Below are 25487 nucleotides of genomic sequence, written 5' to 3'. Positions count from 1 at the left end.
TGGTTGCCTCCCGCAACCACCGGCAGGCTGGATGCCATGACTCACCGATTCACCGGCAAGGTCGCCCTCGTCACCGGCGGCTCCAGCGGCATGGGCCTCGCCACCGCCCACCGCCTCCGCGCCGAAGGCGCCCAAGTCGTGATCACCGGGCGCGACAAGACCCGCCTCGACGCAGCAGCTTCTACCTTTGGGAACAACGTCGTCACAGTCCCCGGTGACACCGCGAGTCTCGCGGACCTGGACACCCTCGTCACCACTGTCCGCGACCGCTTCGGGCGTCTCGACGTACTGTTCGCGAACGCCGGCGTCGCCGCCTTCGAACCGGCGGCAGGAACCACCGAGTCCGAGTTCGACCGAGTCGTCGCCATCAACTTCAAAGGTGTCTTCTTCACCATCCAGAAGCTCGGCCCACTTCTGGCCGACGACGCCGCGGTGGTCATCAATGCCTCCTGGACCATCCAGCGCGGTCTCCCCGGCGCCTCGGTCTACGCAGCCACGAAGGCGGCCGTCCACAACCTCACCCACACCCTCGCCGCCGAACTCGCGCCCCGCCGGATCCGCGTCAACTCGGTCAGCCCCGGCTACATCGAAACCCCTATGTTCCACGCCAACGTGACCCCCGAGGCGCACGCAGCCGTCCTCGCCGCCGTCCCCGCCGCCCGCCTCGGCACCGCCGACGACGTAGCCGCCGCCGTGGCCTTCCTGGCCTCCCCCGAAGCCTCCTACATCAACGCCCAAGACCTCATCATCGACGGCGGACTGGTCACCGCCGGTCCAGCCGTCTGAGGTCAGCTCTCCGCCCGCTGCCGGTACGTCGTCGGACTCAAGCCGGTGTGATGGCGGAAGCGGGTGGAGAAGTAGAGCGGGTCCGGGTAGCCGACTTCGGCGGCGACCGAGGCAATCGGCCGGGTGGTGAGTTCGAGCAGGCGCCCGGCGGCGTCGAGCCGGCGGCGCTCGATGAACTGCTGGGGGCTGACGCCGAGTTGCTCGCGGAACAGGTGGGCGAAGCGGGACACCGAGAGGTTGGCCGCGCGGGCGAGTCTGGGGACGTCCAGGGTCGCACGCAGGTCCTGGTCGATGAGCTCGATCGCCCGGAGCAGGCGGTCGTCGACGCGGACCGCCTTCGGGTTCTGGGTGTCGCACCACAGTAACGCCGCCTCGAGGCTGTTCACGCTCAGCATGGAGCCTTGGGGAAGCACGCTGAACTGGTGCCGGACGACGTCGCGCAGGCAGTCGGCGATCCGGGTGCCGGTCGGCTCGGCGGGCCGGAGCTGAAGGATGCCCGGGGCAACCTCCGGCCAGTCGAGCAGCGGGAGCCACTCCGGCTTCGGGTGGAAGTGGGCGAACCGGAAGCGCCACCGCCGGAACTCGGGCTCGACGCCGTAGTCGTGCAGCGTGCCCGGGCGGACCAGCGTGGTGGTCCCGGGTTCCGCGAGTACGTCGTCTCGTTCGGTGCCGAACCGGCCACGGCCGCCGAGGGTGTGGATCAGCAGCCAGTCCGTCGTCCCGCGCCGGCGGAAAGTCGCATAGCCGGGCCCTTCGTCGAACTCCCCCGCGTTCAGTCGCCGCACGACCGGGTGCGGCGACTCCGGGATAGCAGGATCTCGAAGGCTCACAGTCCATCATCCTATCCCCCGGACCCGGCCCGGTAGCGCAAACTCGAAGCATGACCACCGTGACCGACGTCTACCAGCGGGACGGGATCGTCCAGGTTCCGCAGTTGCTGACGCCTGCCGAAATCGACCAGATCCGCGCTGCGTTCATGGAGCAGGTCGCGATCGACCACTCGCTGGCGATCGACGACGGCGTACCGGACAGCGACCCGCTGGCGCAGTACCCGCGGTTCGTCCATCCGCACCGGCGGCCCGAGGTCGAGGCCGGCCGGCTCGCGCTCGAATACATGCTCGACGACCGGATCCTCAATGTCGTCACGGCGCTGATCGGTCCCGCGCTGGGTGCGCAGTCGATGTTCTACTTCAAGCCGCCGGGCGCCCGTGGTCAGGCCCTGCACCAGGACAACACGTTCCTGCGGGCCGAGCCTGAGACCTGCCTGGCGGCCTGGATCGCGATCGACGACGTGGACGCGGACAACGGCGGCCTCGCCGTCGTCCCCGGCTCGCACCGGACCGAGCTCGTCTGCCCGGAGCAGGACGCCGACCTGACCGAGTCCTTCACTGCCGCCGAGGTCCCGGTGCCGGACGGGCTGGCGAAGGTGCAGACGAAGATGACGGCCGGCGACGCGCTCTTCTTCCACGGCAGCGTGGTGCACGGCTCGCGGCCGAACTCGACCGCGGACCGGTTCCGCCGATCGCTGATCTTCCACTACGTTCCGGAGGCGAGCGTCGAGATCGCCGCCTTCTACGACCCGCTGGTCCGCCCGGACCGCCGCACGATCTCGATCCCGCTCGCGATCGGCGGCGGACCGTGCGGCGACTACGCGGACGCCGAGCCCTGAGGAGTGACGGCGGCGATCGTTTCGAGCTCGGTGCGGAACTGTGGCAGCATCCAGCGCAACGGCTGGTCCAGGACGCGGCCGATGGTGGCCTCGTCGACGTGCAGCAGGTCGGCGATCCGGACGAGAGCGTCCGGCTCGTCGACCGCGGCGTACAGCAGATGGACCACCTCGTGCCGGTGCGCGAACACCGCCAGCGCCGCGGCCGCCAACCCCGCGTCGATCTCCGGCGGACTCGTGATTTCCCCGTGAACAGTCACGCCATCACAACCTGACAAAACACCGATCGGTTACGGACGAGACTCGCTGGCCCGTCAGCCACCCGTCAGCCACCCGGCAGCCAGCCGACCTTTCCGATCAGGTACGTCGCCCCGACCAGGGCGCCGATGTCGATCAGGGTGTGGGCCACCACCAGCGGCATCACCCGGCCCCAGCGGCGGTACAGGTAGCAGAAGACCACGCCCATGATCACGTTGCCGAAGAACCCGCCGAGCCCCTGGTAGAGGTGGTACGAGCCGCGCAGCAGCGCGCTGGCCGCCGTGGCGCGGCCGACCGACCACCCGAGCTGATCCAACCGCCGGTTCAGGTAGGCCAGCACGATGACTTCCTCGAGGATCGCGTTCTGCGCGGCCACCGCGATCAGAATCGGGATTCGCCACCAAATGTCCGGGAGCTTGGCGGGATCGACGGTCAGGTTGGATCCGGTCGCGTAGGCGGCCAGGTAGAACGCCAGCCCGGCACCGCCGATGGCCGCGGCGACGGCTGTCCCGCGGGCGAGGTCTCGCAACCGGTCCCGCAGGTCGAACCCGATCGTGCGCATCGAATCGCCGGCGCGGGCGAGGAAGTGGGCGACCAGCGCGACCGGAACGAGCGCGGTCGCCACGGCGAACAGCTGCCAGGTCAGGTCCAGCCACGGCCGGCCCGGCGCGCGGGACCCGACGATCACCGCGGTCTGGCCGCTGATCGGCTTCGCCGACGTCAGCACCCCGGCGAACGAGATGATCGCCGACAGCGCGGACGCCCCGAGCGACAGCGCCAGGACCAGCCAGACCTCCTGCGTCAGCACCCGCCGGTCGGTGACCGGGGCCGCCGGTTCGGCAGCCTCGTCCGCGGAACTCGTCATGCCCCAACTATCCCGCGTCCGGCAACCCGCACCGGCCGCGCGATGTTCGAATCTGTTCGAAATTTTCGAATGATGACGGTCCGTTGATCGATACACGCCGTGCCCGGCAGGGTGACGCCATGCTGCTGAACCGTCGCACGCTGCTGATCGCCGCCGGTGGGTCGATCGCCGCCGCCCACGCCCTCCCCGCGGCCGCCGCTCCGACCCCGACCGCCACGACCACAGCCTTCGCCCACCCCGGCCTGCTGCACACCACCGAAGACCTGGACCGGATGCGCGCCGCCGTCGCCGCGAAACAGTCCCCGGTGTACGACGGCTTCCTCGCACTGGCCGCCCACGCCAGGTCGTCGTACGACTATGTGGTCCGCAACACCGGCCACATCACCTCATGGGGTCGCGGTCCGGCGAACTTCATGGCCGAGGCGGTCAGCGACTCGTGTGCGGCGTACCAGAACGCGCTGATGTGGGCCGTCACCGGCGACACCCGGCACGCGAACAAGGCCCGAGACATCCTCAACGTCTGGTCGGCCAGCCTGGAGGCGATCACCGGCGCGGACGGGCAACTCGGCTCAGGTCTGCAAGGCTTCAAGTTCGTCAACGCGGCCGAGCTCCTCCGCGCGTACGACGGCTGGGCCCCGGCCGACGTGGAGCGCTGCCGGGAATCGTTCCGCAAGGTCTGGTACCGCTCCTTCGCCGGTACGGCGTTGTTCGCGAACGGCAACTGGGACGTCGCCGCGCTGCAGGCGATCATCGGCATCGCGGTGTTCTGCGACGACCGGGTGATGTTCGAGGACGCGGTCCGGTACGCCGTGGCCGGCGCGGGCAACGGCCGGATCGAGCACATCGTGGTCGACGCGAGTGGCCAGGGCCAGGAGAGTGGGCGCAGCCAGGCCTACGCCCAACTCGCCCTCGGCCTGCTCGCCAATGTCGCCGCGGTCGCGTGGAACCAGGGCGTCGACCTGTTCGGTCACGCTGACAACCGCATCCTGAAGGGCTTCGAGTACACCGCCCGCTACAACCTCGGCGACGACATGGTCCCGTTCGTCCAGGATCTCGACCGGACCGGCAAGTACCTCAAGACCGCGATCGCCACCGGTAACCGGGGTCAGTTCCAGCCAATCTACGAACTTGCCTACGGCCACTACGTCGGCCGGCGTGGTCTGCAGGCGCCGTACCTGGCCCGAGTCGTCGCCCGCGGCGTCGAAGGCACGAACGACGACCATCCAGGCTTCGGCACCCTGACCCACGCGGGCGCGAAGCCGACGAACCCGACCACGCCGCCCGGAATCCCCTCCGGCCTCACCGCCCGCAGCGAAGCGTCCGGCGTTGTCCTCACCTGGGTCGACTCCGTCAACGCGACGAGCTACACCGTGAAGCGGGACTCCACCCCGATCGCAACCGTTACGTCACCGACGTACACCGTGAAACAGCCGGGCCGTTACACGGTCCAGGCGACCAACTCTCTGGGCACCAGCGCGGAATCGCTCCCGATCTCGACCCAGAGATTGCCCTGGGCAAGCAAAGACCTGGGAACCCATGGGAGCACAGACTTCGACGGCCAGACCCTCCTGGTCGAGGCAGGCGGCACCGACATCGGGAGCACCAGCGACAGCTTCCGGTTCGTCTACTACCCGCTGTTCGGCGACGGCACCGTCATCTCTCGCGTCGTTCACCCGGTGAGTTCGCAGTACGCGACTCTCGGCGTGATGATGCGCCAAACGCTGGATCCCAGCTCTGCCCACGCCTCCATGCTGATCAAGGGTCTCCCCCTGCACACCTGGAGTGGAGTCTGGACGGTCCGACCTACGTCCGGCGCACCGACCGCGGCCACCGGCAGCACCCTCGTACCGCCGACACAGCAGCAGGCCATCACCGTCAACGCCGGCTTCCCGATCTCCAACCTCGGCACGCTTCCCACGTCCGCGACCCCACTCCCCGCGCCGTACGTCGAAGCAGCCAGCGACGGCTACCGACTAAGACGCCCGTACTGGGTCCGCATCGTGCGCAAGGGCACCACATTCACCGGCTCGATCTCCCCTGACGGCGAAACCTGGACCGAGGTCGGCTCGTCCAAGCTCCAGCTCGGCCCGCAGCTGTACGTCGGCATCGCCGTCTGCGGCGGCCTCGGCGACAGGGAGACCACCACAGCCGCCTTCGACAACCTGACCGTATCGAGACCCACCGTTCCCGTCGGCCCGCTCACCGCCAAGCCCTCCAAGAGCGCGATCGAGCTCGCCTGGACCGACCTCGACGTCAACGCGATCTACACGGTCCGGCGCAGCTCCGGTGGCCCTTACCAGGTGATCGCGAAAAGCGTCTCCGGTTTCGGCGTGGAGACCCGCTACCGCGACGCGACCGGCGTACCAGGCACCACCTACAGCTACATCGTCGCGAAGACCAACGGCCCCTACTCTCAGCCGGCCAGCGCACGAATGCCGGCCAAGCCGGAGCCCGTCATCACCAGCGCCACGACCGCATACGCCAACGTCGGCACCCGCTTCGACTATCGAATCGCCGCCACCAACGACCCGGCAACCTTCCACGCAACCGGTCTCCCCGGCGGTCTCAGCGTCAACCCACACACCGGCATCATCTCCGGAACGCCCACAGAACAAGGGCTTTTCACCATCCAGCTCAAGGCGGCGACGGCCACAGCCAACCTCAACCTGGCCGTCGCCGCGCCACCACCCGAGCCATGGGCCTACCGCGACATCGGCGACTACGTGCTGGACGAGCGCCAGCTCGCCACCTACAGCGCGGTCGCCATCCGCACCCCCGGCATCACCAGCTACGAGTCCGGCCGCTTCACCGTCCGCGGGGCCGGCGTCGACCTGAACGTCATCAACCAAGGCATGACGGCCCAGTACGCGTCCCAGCTCGTGACCGGCGACCGCACGATCACCGCCCGCGTCGTGAGCAGCGGGACCGGCGGCCGGATCGGCCTGATCATGACGAAGTCGCTGTCGCCGTTCGACCAGACGGCCGGCCTGATCCTGACCGGCGACAAACAGCAGTTCGTACGACGCTTGCGCGTGGCAACCGGTCTCGTCACCACCGAAACAATCGGTACGGCGACCTGGCTACGCCTCCGCCGGATCGGCGACACCTTCAACGCCGAACTCTCCACCGACGGCCAGACCTGGACCCCACTCGGCGTGCCCGTCCCCATCCCCGGCTTCGGCGATGCGCCGTACCACGCGGGACTCATCGTCGTGTCCCGCAACCCCTTCGTCCTCAACACCACCGTTTTCGACGACGTGTCGATCACCTGAGCCAGGAGCCGCCTTATGACCATGTCAGTCACCCGCCGCACGACCCTCAAGGCGGCCGGTGCCGCCCTCGTCGGAGCCGCCTCCGGCGTGCTCGGCGCCGGTCGGGCCGCTGCTGGAGAGCAGACCGCCGCCGGGAGCACGGTCGTCACCTACCCGATCCCGTCCGGCGTGCCTACCAACGCCGCCTTCACCGTGAAGGTCCGCCCGGTCGGCGGCACGTGGGAAACGCTTGGCGTCCACCTGGCCAAGCTGCCCCTGATCGACCCCCTGACCGGCCGCAACACCGCCCAGAACTCCTCGATGGCGTACTTCGACTTCTCCGGCACCGTCGAGGTCGAGGTCACCTACACCAAGGGGAGCTTCGAGAAGGCCCGCATCCGGCCCGACTCCTACGGCATCACGCCGGAGGTGCTGGGCAGCACCCTGCGCTTCACTCTCGACCGGCCCCGCAACCTCGTCGTCCAGGTCGACGACAAGATCTTCGACTGCCTGCACCTGTTCGCCAACCCGATCGAGACCGATCGGCCCGACGAGACCGACAAGAACGTCATCTACTTCGGCCCCGGCGTCCACACCCACCCCGACCGCACGCTGAAGGTCTCGAGCGGCCAGACCGTCTACCTCGCCGGCGGCGCGGTCCTTACCTCGAACGTCATCTTCGAGGGCGTGGAGAACGCGCGGCTGATCGGCCGCGGCATGATCTACAACGCCACGGGCGGCGCGATCTACGTCCACGACTCCCAGAACGTCCAGGTCGAGGGCATCACGGTGCTCAACCCCCGGTACGGCACGATCACCGTCGCGGAGTCGGAGAACGTCAAGATCACGAGCCTGCGCTCCTTCAGCCACCTGGGCTGGGGCGACGGCATCGACATCTTCTGCTCCGAGAACGTCACCATCGACGGCGTTTTCATGCGCAACTCCGACGACTGCATCGCCATCTACACCCACCGCTGGGACTTCTACGGCGACACCCGGAACATCACCGTCAAGAACTCCACCCTCTGGGCCGACGTCGCCCACCCGATCAACATCGGCACCCACGGCAACCCCGACCCCAACGCTCCCGAGGTACTGGAGAACCTGCGCTTCGAGAACATCGACATCCTCGACCACCGCGAGCCGCAACTGCTCTACCAGGGCTGCATCGCCATCAACCCCGGCGACGGCAACCTCGTGCGGGACGTGAAGGTCGACGGGATGCGCGTGGAGGACATCCGCTGGGGCCAGCTCATCCACATGCGGGTCACCTTCAACCCCAAATGGAACACCGCGCCCGGCCGGGGCATCGAGTCCGTCTACATCAAGGACCTCTCCTACACCGGCACCCACGCCGACATGTCGATCATGCTCGGTCTCGACGCGGAACACCTCATCAAGGACGTCACCTTCGAGAACCTCGTCGTCAACGGCCGCGTCATCCGCGACAGCGGCGGCAAGCCCAGCTGGTACCTGGCCTCCGACGGCGTGCCGATGTTCGTCAACGACCACGTCCGCAACCTGCGCTTCCTCACCACGGCGGAGGCAGCAGCCCGATGACCCCGCTCACCCGCGTCGCCGGCACCACCACGAAGAGCCTCGTTCTGACCGTTTCCTAGCGCACCGCTCCACCGCCCCGAAGGAGAAGGACATGAAGGAGATCGATCGACGTACGCTGCTCAAAGCCGCCGGAGGTGTGGCCGCTGCCGGAGCAGCGGCCGCCGCCGGCGTCACCGCGCTCGGTCCGGCCGCGGACGCCGCGCCGGCCACGTTCACCCATCCAGGCGCCCTGCACATCTGGGGCGACCTGAACCGCGCGAAGGTGCGGGTCGCCGAAGGGACCAACCCGTGGCTGTCCGGCTACAACAAGCTGATCGCCAACTCGCACGCCCAGTCGACCTGGCAACCGAACCCGCAGGCCACGATCATCCGCGGCGGCACCGGGCAGAACTACGGCATCCTCTACAACGACATCCACGCCGCCTACCAGAACGCGCTGCGCTGGTGGATCACCGGCTCGACCGCGCACGGCGACTGCGCGCGGAACATCCTGAACGCCTGGTCGGCCACACTCACCAGCGTCAGCGGTAACGCAGACCGGTTCCTGGCGGCCGGCCTCTACGGGTACCAGTTCGCGAACGTGGCCGAGTTGATGCGCGGGTACTCCGGGTTCGACCTGGCCCGGTTCAAGACGATGATGCTGAACGTCTTCTACCCGATGAACAACTCGTTCCTGATCAACCACAACGACGCCTGCATCACCAACTACTGGGCCAACTGGGACCTGTGCACCATGAACTCGATCCTGGCCATTGCGATCCTGTGCGACGACGGAGCGAAGTACGACCAGGCGGTCAACTACTTCAAGAACGGCGCCGGGAACGGCGCGATCCGCAACGCGATCCCGTTCGTCTACGACTCCGAGGGACTGGCCCAGTGGCAGGAGGCGGGCCGCGACCAGGGCCACACGGTGATGGGCATCGGGCAGATGGGCGCCTTCTGCGAGATGGCCTGGAACCAGGGTGAGGACCTGTACGGCTACGACAACAACCGGTTCCTGAAGGCGGCGCAGTACGTCGCGAAGTACAACCTCGGCCAGGACGTGCCGTTCACCAAGTACACCTGGGGCACCGGCCAGAACTGCGCCTACCAGGAGCACACCGTGATCTCCAGCGCGAGCCGCGGCCAGCTCCGGCCGGTCTGGGAGATCCTGCACTTCCACTACACCCGGCGGAAGTACCTCTCGGTGCCGTACATCTCCCAGATGGCCGCGCTCGTCCGGCCGGAGGGCGGTGGCGGCGACTACGGCTCGACCAGCGGCGGCTTCGACCAGACCGGGTTCGGCACGGTCATGTACGCGAAGTAGGTCGCAGCAGTTCGATCAGATGGTCCAGCAACTCCCCCGGCTGATCCGGCAGCCGGAACTGCGACTGGACCTGCAGCCCGTCGGACAGGGCGATCAGCAGGGCGGCGATCTTCACCGGATCGGCCGCCGCGCTGATCGTCCCGTCCGCCTGCCGGGTCCGGACGCTCTCGGCGAGTGCTTCCCGCAGCCGCTGGTACCGCTCCACGAAGAACTCGTGCGCGCCGTGCTGCGGATCCCCCGCCTCCGCCGAGAAGGTCGAGTACAGCTGGACCAGGCCAGGTACGTCGGTGTTGTGCCGGACGATCGCGGTCAGCTTGCCGACGGCGTCCGGCTCATCACTCAGGCGCGCGGCGTCGGCGTCGTCGCGGGCTCGCAGTACCGCCTCGAAGAGCTTCTCCTTCGAGCCGAAGTAGTGCAGCAGCCCGGCCTCGCTCAGGCCGGCCGCTGCCGCCAGCTCGCGGGTGGACGTCTTGCGGTACCCGTTCCGGGCGATCACCTCGAGCGCGGCGGTCAGGATCTGCTCGCGCTTGGCGACCCCTTTCGCGTACGGGCCTCTGGTGGTTGCCATGTTTCAAAACCTAGCATCACTTGGTTTTCGCGCGTACAGTGACACGCATGCGCGACTTCAAGGAACTGCTCGACCGCCTGAGCCTCGAGGAGAAGGTCCGGATCCTGACCGGCCAGGACTTCTGGTCCACCCATCCGCTCCCCGGCATCGGGCTGCGGTCGATGGTGCTGTCGGACGGTCCGAGCGGGGTCCGCGGGGCGGTCTGGGACGAGCGCGACCCGTCGCTCAACCTGCCGTCGGCGACCGCGCTCTCGTCGTCGTGGGACCTGGAGATCGCGCACCGGTACGGCGTCGTGTCCGCACTCGAGGCGCGTCGCAAAGGTGTGGACGTCGTACTGGGCCCGACCATCAACCTGCACCGGTCCCCGCTCGGCGGGCGGCACTTCGAGGCGTTCAGCGAGGACCCCGTGCTGACCGCCGAGCTCGCCGCCGCCTACGTGGCCGGTGTGCAGGAGCTCGGCGTCGGCGCGACACCGAAGCACTACGTCGCGAACGACTTCGAGACCGAGCGCTTCACCGCCGACGTGGTCGTGAGCGACCGGGCGTTGCGCGAGGTCTACCTGCTGGCGTTCGAGAAGGCGGTCACCGAGTCGAAGGCGTGGCTGGTGATGAGCGCCTACAACTCGATCAACGGCGCCACCGCCTCGGAGAACGAGCTGCTCGAGACCCCGCTGAACAGCGAGTGGGGTTTCGACGGGGTCGTGGTGAGCGACTGGACCGCCGTACGCAGCCTGGAGAGTGCCAAGCACTCACAAGACCTGGCGATGCCGGGACCGACCGGGGCGTGGGGGGACGCCCTGGTCGAGGCGGTCCGGTCCGGAGAGATCCGGGAAGACGCGATCGATCGCAAGGTGCTGCGGCTGCTCGCGCTGGCCGCCCGGGTCGGCGCGCTCGAAGGGTTCGAGAAGCCGGCCGAGGTTCCGCAGGTGGACGGCGTCGCCTTCGCGCGTACGGCAGCTACCGAAGGCTCGGTGTTGTTGCAGAACAACGGCGAGCTGCCGTGGAGCTCTGCGTCGCTGCAGCGGGTTGCGGTGATCGGGCACAACGCCCGGGACGCGCGGACCCAGGGCGGCGGCAGCGCTACCGTCATCCCGTCGTCCGTGGTCTCGCCGCTGGACGGACTTCGTGCCGCCCTGCCCGATGCCGAGGTGACGTACTCGCTCGGCGCGGTCGTGCAGGAAGGCGTTGCCGAGTTGCCGTTGGCCACGATGACGAACCCGGTGACCGGCGAGCCCGGTGCCCGGGTGCGCTTCCTCGACGCGGACGGTGACGAGCTGTTCACCGAGGACCGGTTCTCCAGTGCGCTGGTCTACCTCGGAGGGAACGCGCCGATCACCGAGACCGCGGTCTTCGAGTTCCGGACGACGTACACGCCGGCCGAGTCCGGTTCGGTGCTGCTCGGCTTCGCCTCCGTCGGCCACGGCCGGATCTTTGCCGACGGCAAGCTTCTGCACGAGGCCACCGCGGTCCCGGTCGGCACCGACCTCGGCGCCGCGATCCTGTCACCGCCGTCGATCTCCACGCACCTCGACGTGACGGCCGGCGAACCGGTCGACGTCCGCGTGGAGCTCGACCTGCCCACCCGGGAGGGTGGTCTCAGCAACGCGCTGAGCATCACCGTCGGCGTGGAGCCGGACCCGTCGGATCCGCAGGCGCTGATCGACGAGGCAGTCGCGGCGGCCCGGGCGGCAGACGTCGCGGTCGTGGTGGTCGGCACGAACTCGAAGGTCGAGTCCGAAGGCTACGACCGCAGCACCCTCGCACTTCCCGGTCGCCAGGACGACCTGGTCCGGGCCGTCGTCGCGGCCAATCCGCGGACGGTCGTGGTCGTCAACGCAGGCTCGCCCGTGCTGCTGCCCTGGCGTGGCGAGGTTGCCGCGCTCCTGGTCACCTACTTCGGTGGCCAGGAGTACGGCAACGCCTTGGCGGACGTGCTGCTCGGCGTGGTCGAGCCCGGCGGTCGGCTCCCGACCACGTGGCCGATTGCGGAGTCCGACGTACCTGTCATCGATGTGACGCCGCGCGACGGTGTGGTCCGCTACGACGAGGGCATCCACATCGGCTACCGGGCTTGGCTCCGCGCCGGTACTGAGCCCGCTTACGAGTTCGGCCACGGCCTCGGCTACACGACCTGGGGGCTGACCGACCTCCGCGCCATTGACCCGTCGTCGGTCGCTCTGACCGTCCACAACACGGGCGACCGGGCCGGCAAGCACGTCGTCCAGGTGTACGCCGAGCGCCCCGAGTCCACCGTGGACCGCCCAACGCGCTGGCTGGCCGGGTTCACCGTCGTACGCCTCGACCCCGGCCAGGCTCGGGAGATCACGGTCCAGCTCCACGAGCACACCTTCGACCACTGGGACAACGGCTGGACCAGCGAACCTGGCGGGTTCACTTTGCGCGCAGGCTCCTCAGTCACCGACCTACCTTTGACGACCGAGCTCGAACTCCCGTAGCGATCCGGAGCAGCTCTTCGGCTGCGACTGGCAGCGCGTGGGTCTTGGGCCAGACGGCACGCAGTCGCCGGTGCAGGTCGGCGTCGGCAAGCTGCACCTCGATGAGGTGTCCCAGCGCGAGATCGTTCTGCACGGTGGCAACGCTGAGCACGGCGGGACCGATGCCGGCGGCAACCGCGCTGCGTACGGCGGCGTTGACCTCGAGCACTACCAACGGCGGCACCGGCTGGAGTCTCGCGGTGGCGAAGATGCGGTCGAGGGTCTCGCGCGTGCCGGACCCTCGCTCGCGCACGATCAACGGCGTCTCGGCGAGCTCGGTGAGCGGCACCGGCTGACGACGGCGCGCCCACGGGTGCGTCCGGGCGACGACGACGGCGAGGCGGTCGGTGGCAACTGTTCGGGAGCTGAGTCCGCGCGGCACTGTGGGCGCTTCGGTGAACCCGATGCTGATCTCGCGACGGGCAGCCAACTCGGTGACCTGCTCGGAGTTGGTCACCTTCAGGCTGAGCTGAAGGCCGGGCGACTGCCTTTGCAGCTCGGCGAGCCAGGCGGGCAGGAAGTTCTCGGCGAGCGTCATGCTGGCCGCGAGCCGCAGGTCCTGGTCCCGGGCCGTGCGGAGAGCGGTCGCGCCGGCCATCAGGGTCTGGACTTCGCCGAGCACGCGCTCGGACCATTGGCAGACGGCCTTGCCTTCGGTGGTGAGCACGGAACCACGGGTGCCGCGTTCGGCGAGCGGCAGCCCGAGTCTGCGCTCCAGCATGCTGAGTCGCTTGCTGGCCGCCGGCTGACTGATCTGCATCCGGTCCGCGGCCTGGCCGAGACTGCCGAGCTCGGCGACGAGCGTGAGCAGCATCAGGCTGTCGAGATCCGGCAGGGTTTCGCTCATAACCACTGATTATGAGCAGTTGCCGGATTGCCGGGTACCCCGGTGGATCGGGCCCGGTGATGCTCGATGACAGAGCCCGCCGTACGTCGCGACGGGCACCGAGCACAGGGAGCCAACCAGCATGTCGCACCACCTCGACACACCTCTCGCGAGGCAGAACGGACAGCTCTACATCGACGACCTGTACGTGTTCCAGGGACACGAAAGCACGGTGTTCGTCATGGACGTCAACTCGACGATCACCGAGCCCGACGTCCAGCCCGGCTTCCATCCCGAAGCCCGCTACGAGTTCAAGGTGCACGTCGACGACGCGGAGACCGAGACCCTCACCTACCGGGTCTCCTTCGACGAGCGCGACGTGTACGGCGGGCAGCCGCTGGCAGTGCACGTGCTGACCGGAGACGAGGCCGGGAACGACGACGCCGAGGGTGAGCTCGTCCTGCAGGGCGACGCCGGTCAGCCGATCGAGGGACCGGGCATCCGGTTGTGGGCCGGGCGGATCGCCGACTCGTTCTACATCGATCTGGCGCTCCTGGCTCGGGTCAACGCCGCTGTACACGATGGGACCGCCGTGGACCTGTCCGGCTGGCAGCCCGAGCGGGCACAGAACAGCTTCACCGGAACCACGGTCGAGTCGATCGTGCTGGAGATCTCGCACCAGCATCCGGTGCTGCGGCCCGGCGCCCGGATCGGGGTCTGGTGCGCCACGAAGCTGGCCACCGACGCCGGTGGATGGCGGCAGATCAACCGCGCCGGCCACCCGATGATGTGGCCGATCTTCTGGCCCGACGACACCCGCTTCACCTATCCCGCCAACACCCGCCACCCGTCCCAGGACTTCGAGGCCGACGGCAAGAACCTGGCCGAGCGCGTGACCGCGGTCGTAGCGGCCGGCGGTACCTCGGACGATCCGCACGGCTACGGCGAAACCGTCGCCCGCCAACTGTTCCCCGACGTACTCCCCTATGTCGTCGGCACCCCGGCAACCTTCGGCTTCGCAACCCGCAACGGCCGCACCCTCGCCGACAACGCCCCCGAGGTCATGCTCTCCCTGGTGGCTGGCACCGCGATCCCCGCCTGCCTGAAGCCCTCGGTCTCCGCCCGCCTACGCCAGCCCAACTTTCCCTACGTCATCCCCGCCTGACGCCGGAGCTGGATAGCGTGCCCTAGGGGCGGCGGCGGTTGGGCGCCGGCCGTCGTACGAGGCGGCGGCCGGTGTCGGATTGCCAGTAGAGGACCGAGCGTCCGGAGCGGCGGCGGTCGAGCAGGCCGGCGTCGGTGAGTACGCGGAGGTGGTCCGAGACCGTGGCCAGTGACAGACCGGTGGTGGCTACCAGGGCTGTGGTGCTGACCGGGTCCGCGGCCTCGACCAGGATGCGCGCGCGGTTGCGGCCGAGCAGCTGGACCAAGGGCTCGGCCGGGGCTTCGGTGCCGGCGAAGATCCCGGTGACCGGATAGGTCAGCGCGAACCGGTCCGGCTTGCGCCAGGAGACGTTCACGCCTCGGGTGTGTGCCGCGATGAACATCAGGTCCCGGCTGCGGACATCCGTGACCGGGTAGTCCGAGCGGTTGACCTGGATCCGCCCGTCACCGAGCCACCGGACGTCCGGACCGAGCCCGCGCAGTACGCCGGACCAACCCTGCTCACTGAGCCGGGAGGTCCGGGACACGATGTCAGCCTGCAGCAGCCGCAACCGCCGCGGCCACTCGGGCTCGATCGTCTCCGTCCAGATCCAGGTCAGCAGCTCGGCCGCCTGCTCCGCCAGGCCGGTCGACTCGAGCAGGATGTCCGGCAACGGCGTCCGTACGACGCTCAGGTCCGCGCGGATGTGGTCGTCATCGAGGCTGGTCAGCAGCTCGAGCTCGTCGGCCAGCTCCTGGTCCGGCTCGAGCGGCGGGACGGTGATGAAGTCAGCCACCCAGGTACGGCCGAACGCGTTGTCGACGATCGCCGCCCAGACCGGATGCTGCCGCAACTGGTCCTGGAACGCGCCGACATGAGCGTCCTTCCACGCGCGGAACCAGGGCTCGGTCGGCGCCCACAGCAGCTTCAGCGCGGACACCGTCTCGGTCAGCTGCGAGGTGCCGAACCGGGCGTTCGCGAGGGTGTCGGCATCGACCAGGAACTCGGACAACGTTTCGCCTCCACCCGAAACTGTAGGCGGCGAAGTGGGCCTCTGTCGATCCTCACTGGCATGACTACCTACCGGCAGCTCTTCGCCATCCGTGAGTTCCGCGGCCTGTGGCTCGGCAGCGCCCTGGGCAACGCGTCGGCGACCATGACGAGCCTGACGCTCGCGCTGATGGTCGACGCCGCGACCGGGTCCGCGGTGCTGGTGGCGATGGTGATGTTCGGTCCGTCGCTGGCCCAGGTCCTGGGTGCGTCGACCCTGATGTCGGCCGCGGACACCGCGCGGCCACGGCAGGTGCTGACCCTGCTCGCCGGATTGTCGACCATCGCCGCGGCGGTACAGGCCGCCTTCGACCTCGGCGCCGCGACCCGGTTGCTGCTCACGCTGCTGGTGGCCTACGGATTGTCGATCGCGACCGGCGTCCGCTCGGGACTGCTGAACGAGGTCGTCGACCAGGACCGGTTCGTCCTCGGCCGCTCGGCGATGAACCTGTCCGTCGGCGCCATGCAGATCGCCGGCTTCGGCGCGGCCGGATTGTTGCTGCAGGCCCTCAGTCCGTCCGAGGTCCTCTGGCTGGCAACCGGCTGCGCGGCCGTGGCCGTCCCGGTCATCTGGTTCGGTCTCCAGGACCGCGAGCCGCGACGTCTCGCACGCACCAGCCTGCTGGAGACCTGGCGGGGCAACCGGCGGCTGCTCGGCCAGGCCAGGACCCGCCCGTTGCTGCTGGCACTGACTCTCCCCAACGGCCTCATCGTCGGCTGCGAAGCGCTGTTCGTCCCGTACGCCGGTGCGGACGCCGGTTTGCTGCTGGCCGCGGGTGCCGCCGGCATGATGACCGGCGACCTGGTGGTCGGCCGCTTCCTCAGCCGGGCCGGTCGCCGCAAGGCTGCGCAGTGGCTGCGGATCCTGCTGGCCGTGCCGTTCCTCGCGTTCGCCTTCGAGCTGCACATCGCCGTACTGGCCGGGCTCGTCGCGCTCGCCTGCAGCGGTTACGCGGCATCCCTGTCCCAGCAGGAGGTTCTCGTCGACCTCACGCCGGCGGAGCTGCGCGGGCAGGTGCTCGGGCTGGAGTCGGCGCTGCGGATGACCACGTTCGGAATCACCGCGATCCTGGCCGGCGCGCTGGCTGACCTCACCTCGCCCGCCCCGACGATGACCGCGTTCGCCGCGGCCTCTCTCCTCGCCTCGCTCGTCCTCACCCGGCCGCTGGCCCGCGCGATGAACCCCGGCGTCCGGATAGGCTCGCGGCATGGACGTCGTGCGGCTGCGAAAGGTCTCGAAGAGGTACGGCCGCCGGCGTGAGGTTCTCGCGGACGTCGACCTGCGACTCGCCGCCGGTGAACTGCTTGCCCTGGTCGGCGCCAACGGCTCGGGCAAGTCGACCGTCCTGAAGCTCATGGTCGGCCTGTCCAGGCCGACGTCGGGCACAGTACGGCGGAACGCCCGGATCGTCAGCTACGTCCCGGACGTGTTCGCGTCGCACGATCGGCTCTCGGCGTCGGCGTACCTGCGGCACATGGGCCGGATCCGTGGGCTCAGCGCTCGCACCGCCAAGCAGCGCTCCGACGAGCTGCTCGACAGGCTGGCGCTGTCCGGCGGCGCGGACACCCCGATGCGGAAGCTGTCGAAAGGCAACGCGCAGAAGGTCGCGCTGGCCCAGGCCCTGCTCGAACCTCCCGAGTTGCTGGTGCTCGACGAGCCGTGGTCCGGCCTGGACGCGACCGCCCACGGGACGCTGCGCGAGCTCCTCACCGAGACAGCGGCCGCGGGCGCAGCAGTCGCCTTCACCGAGCACGCCGACCACGTCGTCCGTTCGACAGCAACCCGAGTCTGCGAACTCCGCGACGGCAGCCTGGTCACCCCAGCCGGAACCTCCGTCACCGAGATCTCGCTCGTGTCCGGCCAGCCACTCGACTGGACCACACAGCCAGACGTCCTCGAGGTACGGCGGCACGCCGACGGCGTCACGTTGTTGCTGCCGACCGGCCGCCACGACGCCGCATTGCTGACCGCGTTGAACCACGGCTGGTCGGTCACCACGGTTCGTCAGGTGAGGTCCGGGTGACTGCTCTCTACCGCTACCTGATCACCAGCGTGCTGCTCTCCCAGCGCTACCTGCCGCCCACCTTGATCTTCCTGGCCGCGCTGGCCGTCGGCACCACCTCGGACTCGGGCCCGCTCGAGTCTTCGTACGCGTTCTGCGTGCTCGCGATGCTGGTCTGCTCGACCTGGTTGACCGTTGCCATCGTCAACCACGAGGACGCGACCCAGCATCAGATCATTCTCGTGCTGATCGGCGACTCGCTCCGCGTCCTCGCGGTCACGGTCGCCGTGGTCCTGACCTGGTGCGTCCCACTGCTGGTGATCGGCCTCGCCTACCCGATCGTCACGGGCAAGCACGTGGTGACGTTCGGCGCGCTCGCCGTCGGCGCCGCGGCCCAACTCTCCGCCGCGATGGTCGGCAGCGCGATCGGCCTGTTGTGTTCGCGCCTCGTCATCCCGCGGATCGGTCTTGCGACGCTCACAGCCGCCGCGGGGATCCTCGCCGTACTTCTGCTCCGGTGGCTCTCCCCCATCCGGCCGCTGATGACGTTGCTGTCCAACGAGCACCCGCCGGCCGACAACGCCGTACCGCTGATTCTGCTGACGGCCTTGTCGGCGGTTCTCCTGGTCGCCGCGCTCCTTGCGACCCGCGTGTTGGCGGATCGCAAGGAGTGATCAGCGGCTGAAGCCGGCGGTCAGACCGCTGAGGAGCTGGCGGCGGCCGATGGCATAGAGGATGACGATGGGCAATGTGCTCAGCATGACCGACGCCAGCACGGCCGGGATGTTGACGCTGAACTGCCCCTGGAAGGTCCACAGGCCGAGCGGAAGTGTGCGCTTGTCGGGGCTCTGGGTCAGGATCAGCGGCAGCAGGAAGCCGTTCCACACGGCAAGGCCGTTGTAGATGCTGACCGTGACCAGGGCGGGCCGGGTCAGCGGCAGGGCGAGCTTGCGGAGCATGTCCCACTCACTCGCGCCGTCGACCCGCATCGACTCGAACAGCTCCTTCGGCACGTCCCGGATGAAGTTCGTCAGCACCAGCACCGACAGCGGGATCGCGAACGCGATCGACGGCAGGATGATCGCCAGCAGGCTGTCGTACAGCTGCATCCGGATGATCAGCAGGTAGACCGGGATGACGGTGGCCTGCAGCGGGATCGCCAGGCCCATCAGGAACATACCGTGGATCCCGGCCAGGAACCTGCTGCCGGCGCCCCGGACGATCGCGTACCCGGCCATGAACGCGATCGCGACGGCCGGGACCACGGTGCCGACCGCGACGATGACGCTGTTCAGGAAGTACCGGCCGAAGTCGTTCTCGATCACCATCTTGTAGTTCGCCAACGTCGGGTCGGCCGGCAGCGCGAACGGGTTCTGGCTGAAGTACGCCGTCTGGTCCTTGAAGCTGGTCACCACGATCCAGTACAGCGGGACCATCACGATCACCAGCCACAACCAGGCCGCGGCGCCGCCGAACCAGTTGAGCTGCAGGAGCTTGCGGGCGTTCAGGCGGGTGCGGGAGGTACGGCGGCTGGCCGTCTGCGCTTCGGTGGTCGCCACTGCCATGTCACGCACCTTCCTGCTGGCTGGCCGTCAAACTCCCGCCGAGCCTTCGCAGCAGCAGCGCGAGCGCCAGGCCGAACAGCACCAGCAGGACCGCGATCACGCTGGCCGGGCCCATCAGGTTCGCCTGGAAACCGCGTTTGTACATGTCGAGCGCGAGCACCCGGGTGGCGTCACCGGGACCGCCCGCGGTGAGCACGAAGATCAGGTCGAAGAAGGTCAGCGAACCCACAAGGATCAGCGTCGACGACGTGAGGATCGTGTACTTCAGCTGCGGCACGGTGATGCTGAAGAACTGCCGCATCCGGCCGGCGCCGTCGATCGCGGCGGCCTCGTACATCGAGGTCGGGATCTGCCGCACCCCGCCTTGGTAGATCAGCGAGTGGAACGGGATGAACTGCCAGGACACCACGAAGACGACCACGCCGAGGGCGAGGGTCCCGTTGCCGAGCCAGTCCTGGGTGAGGAAGCCGATCTTCAGCCCCGGGCCGAGCCCGAAGTTCGGGTCGAGCAGGGCCTTGTAGGTGATCGCGATCGCGGCCGAGCTGAGCAGCAGCGGGATGAAGAACAGCACCGCGAGGAAACCGCGGTAGCGCTGCCGGCCGGCCAGGAAGGTGCCGATCAGCATGCTGATCGGCGTCTGCACCACCCAGGACAGGATCATGATCTCGAACGTCACCCAGATCGTGTGCGGCAGCGCGGGATCGTCGAGCACCGAGCGCCAACTGTCGAACCCGGCCGGGTGGATCGCGCCGAGACCGTCCCACTGGGTGAAGCTCAGGAACAGGACGCCGAACAGCGGCACGATGCCGAAGAAGAAGAACATCAGCAGCGCGGGCAGCGCCATCCAGGCGACGGAACCGCTCCGCCCGGCGCCGCCGGACGGAGCTGTGCGGCCAGTGGCCGGCAGGACAGGCGGAGCGGTTGTGGTCATGGGGCCCTCCCGGCCAAAAGCACTGTCACTGTCCGATCACCGCGTTCATGCTGTCGGCGAACTGCTGGGGCGAGATCGACAGCTGGAACAGCTTGGCGATGTTGTCGAGCAACGTCTCGGCCTGGGTCGGGCTGAGCGCCTGGTCCCAGGACTGCTGGAAGCTCTTGGCGTTGGCCGAGGTGTCGTAGACGAAGTTCAGCCACTCGGAGTCGTTCTTGTCCGTCACCGTGGACAGCTTCTCCTTGGCCTTCTTCACCACCGGGATGTTGCCGGACTTCACCCAGGCTTCGACCGACGCGTCGTCGAGGGTGTTGTTGGCCAGGAACTTCTTCGCGGTCTCCTTCTCGCCGGCGCTGGCCTTGGAGGAGATGGACAGGTACTGGCCCGGGTTGCCGACCGTGTTGCTCGGGTCGCCCTTGCCGCCGTCGACCGGCGGGAAGTTCATGTAGCCGAGGTGGCCGCCGGTGACGAAGTCGCCGCCGGAGGCCTTCATGTTGCCGTAGGTCCAGGCGCCGTGCAGCATCATCGCGGCCTTGCCGGTGAACAGCAGCGCCTGGTCGGCGTTGGAGTCGGCGGTGATCGAGGAGAAGCCCTTGATGAAGCCGTTCGCCTTGATCAGGTTCTGCATCTCCTCCAGCGCCTTCAGCGCCGACGGGTCCGACCAGCTGTTCGGCTTGCCGTCGAAGATGTTCTGGAAGACCTCGGCGCCGCCGATCCGGTCGAACAGGAACTCCAGCCACATCATGTTGGTCCAGCGCGACTGGCCGCCGAGCGAGAACGGCGCGATGCCGGCGTTGTTGAACTTCGGCACCAGGTCCATGATGTCGCCCCAGGACTTGGGCGGCTCGACACCGACCTTCTCGAACGACCGCTTGTCGTAGAACAGCACGATCGGCGTCGTGGTCTCGACCGGCATCGCGTAGATCTTGCCGCCGACCGTCGCCGCGCCGAACGCGGACGGGAAGATCGAGTCCTTCAGCGCCGACTGCTCCCCGAACCAGGAGGTCAGGTCCTCGACCTGGCTGGCGTCGACGTAGCTCTTCAGGCCACCCCCGCCCCAGCCCCAGATCAGCGTCGGGCCCTGGCCGGCGCCGATCGCGGTCTTGATCTTCTGCTTGAACGCGTCGTTCTGGAACTCGGTGAACTTGATCTGGGTGCCCGAGTTCGCGTCGTTGAACCGCTTGACCTGCGCTTCCCGGATCGCCTGTTGCGGCTGGCCGGTCAGGAACCAGTACGACGCACCGCTGCCGGCGGCCGCACCCCCCGTGGAGCCGCCGGAGCTCTGTGGGCCGGAGGTACCGCAGGCAGCAAGGCCGGCCGCGAGCGCGCCGCCGCCGACCAGACCGAGAAAGGAACGCCGAGATGTCGTGATGGGATCCACAGTGATCTCCGTACTCCAGGCCGCGGACCCGCTCCACGGCGCGTGGCTGTCAGGGCGCCCAAGGCCCCCCGATTATGACTATGTTTCGTAACGTAGATTTCGGGAGTTTCGCTGTCAAGACTTGAACTACCGTCAGTTTGGGGTCACAGTGAGGTCACGGATCCCCTGCTGTCACAGGCGATCCACAGACTTCCCAGCACCGTGACGAGTGCGGCGATCAGCCTCCGAAACATCGAAAAGTTTTCGATACTTAGTCACGGCAGAGGGCCCAGGTTAAGGGAGAATTTCTTGTCGACGCCGACCTCCTCCACTTCGTCGGACCGTCCCTGGTACGACACCGCGCTGGCGCCCGAGAAGCGCGTCGAGCTGCTCCTGCAGGCGATGACGCTGGCGGAGAAGGTCGCGCAACTCGGCAGCCGCTGGGCCGGCAACGACATGGCCGACCACGAACTCCCCGAAGAGGAGACGATCAACGTCGCGCCGATGGAGGACGTGTTCGCGGCCGGCGGCTCGCTGTCACTCGAGGAAGCGAGCCGCGACGGCCTCGGCCACCTCACCCGGGTCTGGGGCAGCGTCCCGCAGTCGGTCGAGCACGGCGTCGAGGAGCTGATCCGCCAGCACCAGGTCGTGCTCGAGGGATCCCGGCTCGGCGTACCGGCCCTGGTGCACGAGGAGTGCCTCACCGGCTTCACGACGTACGGCGCGACCGTCTACCCGGCGTCGATCGCCTGGGGCGCCACGTTCGATCCCGAGTTGGTCGAGCGGATGGCCGCGGCGATCGGGCGCGACATGGCCGCGGTCGGCGTCCACCAAGGCCTGTCACCGGTGCTGGACGTCGTCCGTGACTACCGGTGGGGCCGGGTCGAGGAGACGATCGGCGAGGACCCGTACCTCGTCGCGCTGCTCGGGTCGGCGTACGTCCGTGGGCTGCAGAGTGCCGGTGTGCTCGCGACGCTGAAGCACTTCGCCGGGTACTCCGCGTCCAGGGCCGGGCGCAACCACGGGCCGGTGTCGATGGGGCGTCGTGAGCTGCTCGACTTCATCCTGCCGACGTTCGAAACCGCGATCGCCACGGCCGACGCGGGTTCGGTGATGAGCTCGTACTCCGACATCGACGGGCTGCCGGCGAGCGCGGATCCGTGGCTGTTCACCGACGTACTGCGGACCGAATGGGGCTTCGGCGGCACGGTCGTCTCGGACTACTGGGCGGTGCCGTTCCTCTCGTCGATGCATCGGGTCGCCGCCGACAACGCGGACGCCGGCGTGGTCGCGCTGACGGCCGGCACCGATGTCGAGCTGCCGGACACCATCGGGTTCGCCGGCCTGCTCGACAAGGTGAAGTCGGGGGTGGTGTCCGAGGAGCTGATCGATCGCGCGGCCGGGCGGTTGCTGCTGCAGAAGGTCAAGCTCGGCCTGCTCGATCCCGAGTGGACCCCGGAGGGCTCGGTGCGCGCGGGCGGCGTCGATCTCGACTCGGCCGAGAACCGGGCAATCGCCCAGCAGCTCGCCGAGAAGTCCGTCGTGCTGTTGGACGCCGGGTCGGCGTTGCCGCTGCGGCCGGGCCTCCGAAAGGTCGCCGTGGTCGGACCGTGCGCGGGCGATCCGCGCACGCTGATGGGCTGCTACGCGTTCCCGAACCACGTGCTGCCCCGCTATCCCGACCGCGGTTTCGGGATCGACGTACCCAGCCCGATCGATGCCCTACGCAACGAAGTCGGCGACGTGGAGCTCGTGCACGCCAACGGCTGCGAGGTCACCGGCGACGACCGCTCCGGTTTCGAGGCCGCGGTCGCGGCGGCCCGGGACGCCGAGCTGTGCATCGCGTACGTCGGGGATCGCTCCGGACTGTTCGGTCACGGCACCTCCGGCGAGGGCTGTGACGCCGAGGACTTGCGGCTTCCCGGCGTACAGGGTGAGTTGCTCGATCAACTGCTCGACAGCGGTACGCCGGTCGTCGTGGTGGTGGTCTCCGGTCGGCCGTACGCGCTCGGCGACTTCGCTGACCGGGTCGCCGGGCTGGTCCAGGCGTTCCTTCCCGGCCAGGAGGGTGCGGCCGCGATCGCCGGCGTACTGAGTGGGCGGATCGTGCCGAGCGGCAAGCTGCCGGTGCAGATCCCGCGGCACGTCGGCGGGCAGCCCGGCACGTACCTGCAGCCGGCGCTCGGCAGTGTCGAGAGTGCCGGGATCAGTGGGCTGGAGGCCAGGCCGCTGTTCCCGTTCGGGTACGGGTCGTCGTACACCAGCTTCGAGGTCGGCGACCTGCGGGTCAGCTCGACCGAGATCGGGAACGACGGTGAGTTCACCGCGACCGTCCGGGTCCGGAACACCGGCGACCGGCCCGGCGACGAGGTGGTCCAGCTCTACCTGCACGACGTGGTGGCCCGGATCGCCCGGCCGCTCAAGCAGCTGACCGGGTTCGCCCGGGTGCCGTTGGAGCCGGGAGACGCCACCGATGTCACCTTCCGTGTGCATGCGGATCGCACCGCGTACACAGGGCCGGACCTGCAACGGATCGTCGAGCCGGGTGACGTCGAGGTGATGATCGGCACGTCGTCGGTGGACCTGCCGTGTCGGACTTTTGTCCGGGTTACCGGGGATGTGAGGGTGGTGGGACACGATCGGGTGCTGACCACCCCGGTCGAGCTGGCGCCGGTGCTGACCGAGGGAGCAGGAGGAGGGTGATGAGATGTCGCGGTTGAAGGGTCGCGTCACCCTGGCCACCGTGGCCGGCACGGCCGGCGTGTCGGTCGCCACGGTCTCCAAGGTGCTCAACGGACGCAGCGACGTCTCGCCGGCCACCCGGGCCCGGGTCCAGGACATCCTCGAGCGGCACGGGTACGTCGGCCGCCGGCCGGAACCCGTGGAGCGGGACAGCGTCGAGCTCTTCTACCAGGGCGTCGTGAACGCCTACTCGGTCGAGGTGATCCAGGGGGTCGTCGAGGCCGGGCAGGTCGCCGGCGTGGACGTCGTACTGAACGCCCATCCGCCGCACCCGCAGACCTCGAGCACCGGCCGCGCGGCGCGGTGGATCCGGGAGCTGATCGGCAACGGGCGGCGCGCGGCCATCGGCATCACCAGCGAGCTGGCCGACGCCGACCTGGCTGCGCTGTCCCGCGCGCGACTGCCGCTGGTGGTCGTCGACCCGGCCAACATTCCGCAGCCGGACGTCACGAGCGTCGGCTCGACCAACTTCGCCGGTGGCATGGCCGCCACGCAGCACCTGCTGTCGCTAGGCCACGACCGGATCGCGTACGTCGGCGGTCCGCCGACCTCAGGCTGCAACCAGGCCCGGATGAGCGGGTACCGCAGCGCGATGGAGGCGGTCGGAGCGCCGGTGCCGCCGGAGTACATCTGGCTGCGGGACTTCCTGTACGACGACGGTCTGGCCGGTGGTGCTGCCATGCTCGACCTGCCGGACCGGCCGACCGCGATCTTCGCCGGCAGCGACGAGGTCGCACTCGGCATCCTGGAGGCGGCCCGCGCCCGCGGGCTGCGCGTCCCCGAGGACCTCAGCGTGGTCGGCTTCGACGACACCGAGGTCGCCCGGCTCGCCTCTCCCCCACTCACCACCGTGAAGCAGCCACTGCGCGAAATGGGTGCCGTCGCCCTGCGCACCGCCCTCCAGCTGGCCGCCGGCGAGAAGGTCGACTCGCACCACGTCGAGCTGGCGACCACGCTGATCATCCGCTCCTCCGCGGCCCCCAACCACTACCCCCTCCCCAGAGCCGCCGACCGACCGGCCTAGTACTACACCCGGGGTCGGTGAGTGCCGGCCACCGCCGCCGGCGCAGGCCCGACCATCCTCTCGTGGGTCAGCCCACCAGAAGGTGGG

The 25487-nt window shown here is 68.8% G+C and carries 21 protein-coding genes; 12 read left to right on the top strand and 9 right to left on the bottom strand.

From position 1 onward, the window contains the following. Positions 1–36 precede the first annotated feature (36 nt). The gene (locus ACIBL3_RS15095) at positions 37–786 is read left to right on the top strand and encodes a glucose 1-dehydrogenase (protein ID WP_396353879.1); all 750 of its coding nucleotides are present in this window, start codon (positions 37–39) and stop codon (positions 784–786) included. A gap of 2 nt (positions 787–788) precedes the next feature. On the opposite strand, the gene ACIBL3_RS15090 is transcribed toward ACIBL3_RS15095, so the two are convergent. Continuing rightward, positions 789–1616, bottom strand: a complete 828-nt coding sequence (locus ACIBL3_RS15090) for a helix-turn-helix domain-containing protein (RefSeq protein ID WP_396353878.1) — start codon at positions 1614–1616, stop codon at positions 789–791. Between the two features lie 50 nt (positions 1617–1666). Between ACIBL3_RS15090 and ACIBL3_RS15085 the strand changes: the two genes are divergently transcribed. Beyond that, entirely contained in the window at positions 1667–2455 is a 789-nt protein-coding gene (locus ACIBL3_RS15085) for a phytanoyl-CoA dioxygenase family protein (RefSeq protein ID WP_396353877.1), read from the top strand. On the opposite strand, the gene ACIBL3_RS15080 is transcribed toward ACIBL3_RS15085, so the two are convergent. After that, a complete protein-coding gene (locus tag ACIBL3_RS15080; protein WP_396353876.1) occupies positions 2434–2712 on the bottom strand; it encodes a hypothetical protein in 279 nt (92 codons plus the stop codon). The two genes, ACIBL3_RS15085 and ACIBL3_RS15080, sit on opposite strands and share 22 nt — an antisense overlap. 65 nt (positions 2713–2777) lie before the next feature. Continuing rightward, positions 2778–3575, bottom strand: coding sequence for a CPBP family intramembrane glutamic endopeptidase (locus tag ACIBL3_RS15075; protein WP_396353875.1), 798 nt, complete (start codon positions 3573–3575; stop codon positions 2778–2780). A gap of 119 nt (positions 3576–3694) precedes the next feature. On the opposite strand from ACIBL3_RS15075, the gene ACIBL3_RS15070 reads away from it, so the two are divergent. The 3 genes from ACIBL3_RS15070 to ACIBL3_RS15060 all read left to right on the top strand — a co-directional run bounded on the left by ACIBL3_RS15070 (position 3695) and on the right by ACIBL3_RS15060 (position 9692). Then, on the top strand, positions 3695–6847 hold the full coding sequence (locus tag ACIBL3_RS15070) for an alginate lyase family protein (RefSeq protein ID WP_396353874.1): 3153 nt from the start codon (positions 3695–3697) through the stop codon (positions 6845–6847). 15 nt (positions 6848–6862) lie between these two features. Further along, a complete protein-coding gene (locus ACIBL3_RS15065; RefSeq protein WP_396353873.1) occupies positions 6863–8386 on the top strand; it encodes a glycosyl hydrolase family 28 protein in 1524 nt (507 codons plus the stop codon). Between the two features lie 91 nt (positions 8387–8477). Continuing rightward, entirely contained in the window at positions 8478–9692 is a 1215-nt protein-coding gene (locus ACIBL3_RS15060) for an alginate lyase family protein (RefSeq protein WP_396353872.1), read from the top strand. Here ACIBL3_RS15060 and ACIBL3_RS15055 read toward each other — a convergent pair. Continuing rightward, positions 9676–10260: a TetR/AcrR family transcriptional regulator gene (locus ACIBL3_RS15055; RefSeq protein ID WP_396353871.1), complete on the bottom strand. Its 585-nt coding sequence runs from the start codon at positions 10258–10260 to the stop codon at positions 9676–9678. The genes ACIBL3_RS15060 and ACIBL3_RS15055 overlap by 17 nt on opposite strands. 47 nt (positions 10261–10307) lie before the next feature. On the opposite strand from ACIBL3_RS15055, the gene ACIBL3_RS15050 reads away from it, so the two are divergent. Next, entirely contained in the window at positions 10308–12716 is a 2409-nt protein-coding gene (locus tag ACIBL3_RS15050; RefSeq protein ID WP_396353870.1) for a beta-glucosidase, read from the top strand. Here ACIBL3_RS15050 and ACIBL3_RS15045 read toward each other — a convergent pair. Continuing rightward, positions 12676–13602, bottom strand: coding sequence for a LysR family transcriptional regulator (locus tag ACIBL3_RS15045; RefSeq protein WP_396353869.1), 927 nt, complete (start codon positions 13600–13602; stop codon positions 12676–12678). The two genes, ACIBL3_RS15050 and ACIBL3_RS15045, sit on opposite strands and share 41 nt — an antisense overlap. 121 nt (positions 13603–13723) lie before the next feature. Between ACIBL3_RS15045 and ACIBL3_RS15040 the strand changes: the two genes are divergently transcribed. After that, a complete protein-coding gene (locus tag ACIBL3_RS15040; RefSeq protein WP_396353868.1) occupies positions 13724–14746 on the top strand; it encodes a DUF4331 family protein in 1023 nt (340 codons plus the stop codon). 22 nt (positions 14747–14768) lie between these two features. On the opposite strand, the gene ACIBL3_RS15035 is transcribed toward ACIBL3_RS15040, so the two are convergent. Then, a complete protein-coding gene (locus ACIBL3_RS15035; RefSeq protein ID WP_396353867.1) occupies positions 14769–15737 on the bottom strand; it encodes an ArsR/SmtB family transcription factor in 969 nt (322 codons plus the stop codon). A gap of 60 nt (positions 15738–15797) precedes the next feature. Between ACIBL3_RS15035 and ACIBL3_RS15030 the strand changes: the two genes are divergently transcribed. The 3 genes from ACIBL3_RS15030 to ACIBL3_RS15020 are packed head-to-tail and all read left to right on the top strand — an operon-like array spanning position 15798 to position 18452. Continuing rightward, a complete protein-coding gene (locus ACIBL3_RS15030; protein ID WP_396353866.1) occupies positions 15798–17036 on the top strand; it encodes an MFS transporter in 1239 nt (412 codons plus the stop codon). Beyond that, positions 16984–17799 carry an ATP-binding cassette domain-containing protein gene (locus tag ACIBL3_RS15025; RefSeq protein WP_396353865.1) on the top strand — a complete coding sequence of 272 codons (816 nt, stop codon included), beginning with the start codon at positions 16984–16986 and terminating at the stop codon, positions 17797–17799. The genes ACIBL3_RS15030 and ACIBL3_RS15025 overlap by 53 nt, the downstream gene beginning before the upstream one ends. Then, on the top strand, positions 17796–18452 hold the full coding sequence (locus ACIBL3_RS15020) for a hypothetical protein (protein WP_396353864.1): 657 nt from the start codon (positions 17796–17798) through the stop codon (positions 18450–18452). The genes ACIBL3_RS15025 and ACIBL3_RS15020 overlap by 4 nt, the downstream gene beginning before the upstream one ends. Here ACIBL3_RS15020 and ACIBL3_RS15015 read toward each other — a convergent pair whose 3' ends face one another. From ACIBL3_RS15015 to ACIBL3_RS15005, 3 genes are read right to left on the bottom strand one after another with little or no spacing between them, the layout of a single operon-like run. Beyond that, positions 18453–19343 (bottom strand): carbohydrate ABC transporter permease, encoded by an 891-nt coding sequence (locus ACIBL3_RS15015; protein WP_396353863.1) that lies wholly within the window; start codon positions 19341–19343, stop codon positions 18453–18455. A gap of 1 nt (position 19344) precedes the next feature. Next, positions 19345–20274 carry a carbohydrate ABC transporter permease gene (locus ACIBL3_RS15010; protein WP_396353862.1) on the bottom strand — a complete coding sequence of 310 codons (930 nt, stop codon included), beginning with the start codon at positions 20272–20274 and terminating at the stop codon, positions 19345–19347. A 25-nt stretch (positions 20275–20299) separates the two neighbouring features. Further along, positions 20300–21655 (bottom strand): extracellular solute-binding protein, encoded by a 1356-nt coding sequence (locus ACIBL3_RS15005; protein ID WP_396353861.1) that lies wholly within the window; start codon positions 21653–21655, stop codon positions 20300–20302. 288 nt (positions 21656–21943) lie between these two features. Here ACIBL3_RS15005 and ACIBL3_RS15000 point away from each other — a divergent pair, with 288 nt between their 5' ends. Both ACIBL3_RS15000 and ACIBL3_RS14995 read left to right on the top strand, forming a co-directional pair. After that, complete coding sequence (locus tag ACIBL3_RS15000; RefSeq protein ID WP_396353860.1) at positions 21944–24337, top strand: glycoside hydrolase family 3 N-terminal domain-containing protein; 2394 nt, start codon at positions 21944–21946, stop codon at positions 24335–24337. A gap of 4 nt (positions 24338–24341) precedes the next feature. Beyond that, complete coding sequence (locus tag ACIBL3_RS14995) at positions 24342–25400, top strand: LacI family DNA-binding transcriptional regulator (protein ID WP_396353859.1); 1059 nt, start codon at positions 24342–24344, stop codon at positions 25398–25400. Positions 25401–25487: the final 87 nt, after the last annotated feature.

The organism is Kribbella sp. NPDC050124 (assembly GCF_044460355.1).
In the GTDB taxonomy this organism is placed as follows: Bacteria; Actinomycetota; Actinomycetes; order Propionibacteriales; family Kribbellaceae; genus Kribbella.
The sequence above is the reverse complement of the archived record's forward strand: the minus strand, read 5'-3'. Positions and strand labels throughout refer to the sequence as shown.

Bases quoted from the DNA above. Each gene is read 5' to 3' on its own strand.
- ACIBL3_RS15025 (WP_396353865.1), top strand. From the start codon at position 16,984: ATGGACGTCGTGCGGCTGCGAAAGGTCTCGAAGAGGTACGGCCGCCGG.
- ACIBL3_RS15065 (WP_396353873.1), top strand. From the start codon at position 6,863: ATGACCATGTCAGTCACCCGCCGCACGACCCTCAAGGCGGCCGGTGCC.
- ACIBL3_RS15055 (WP_396353871.1), bottom strand. From the start codon at position 10,260: ATGGCAACCACCAGAGGCCCGTACGCGAAAGGGGTCGCCAAGCGCGAG.
- ACIBL3_RS15030 (WP_396353866.1), top strand. From the start codon at position 15,798: ATGACTACCTACCGGCAGCTCTTCGCCATCCGTGAGTTCCGCGGCCTG.
- ACIBL3_RS15075 (WP_396353875.1), bottom strand. From the start codon at position 3,575: ATGACGAGTTCCGCGGACGAGGCTGCCGAACCGGCGGCCCCGGTCACC.
- ACIBL3_RS15085 (WP_396353877.1), top strand. From the start codon at position 1,667: ATGACCACCGTGACCGACGTCTACCAGCGGGACGGGATCGTCCAGGTT.
- ACIBL3_RS15070 (WP_396353874.1), top strand. From the start codon at position 3,695: ATGCTGCTGAACCGTCGCACGCTGCTGATCGCCGCCGGTGGGTCGATC.
- ACIBL3_RS15045 (WP_396353869.1), bottom strand. From the start codon at position 13,602: ATGAGCGAAACCCTGCCGGATCTCGACAGCCTGATGCTGCTCACGCTC.
- ACIBL3_RS15040 (WP_396353868.1), top strand. From the start codon at position 13,724: ATGTCGCACCACCTCGACACACCTCTCGCGAGGCAGAACGGACAGCTC.
- ACIBL3_RS15095 (WP_396353879.1), top strand. From the start codon at position 37: ATGACTCACCGATTCACCGGCAAGGTCGCCCTCGTCACCGGCGGCTCC.
- ACIBL3_RS15015 (WP_396353863.1), bottom strand. From the start codon at position 19,343: ATGGCAGTGGCGACCACCGAAGCGCAGACGGCCAGCCGCCGTACCTCC.
- ACIBL3_RS15050 (WP_396353870.1), top strand. From the start codon at position 10,308: ATGCGCGACTTCAAGGAACTGCTCGACCGCCTGAGCCTCGAGGAGAAG.
- ACIBL3_RS15010 (WP_396353862.1), bottom strand. From the start codon at position 20,274: ATGACCACAACCGCTCCGCCTGTCCTGCCGGCCACTGGCCGCACAGCT.
- ACIBL3_RS14995 (WP_396353859.1), top strand. From the start codon at position 24,342: ATGTCGCGGTTGAAGGGTCGCGTCACCCTGGCCACCGTGGCCGGCACG.
- ACIBL3_RS15060 (WP_396353872.1), top strand. From the start codon at position 8,478: ATGAAGGAGATCGATCGACGTACGCTGCTCAAAGCCGCCGGAGGTGTG.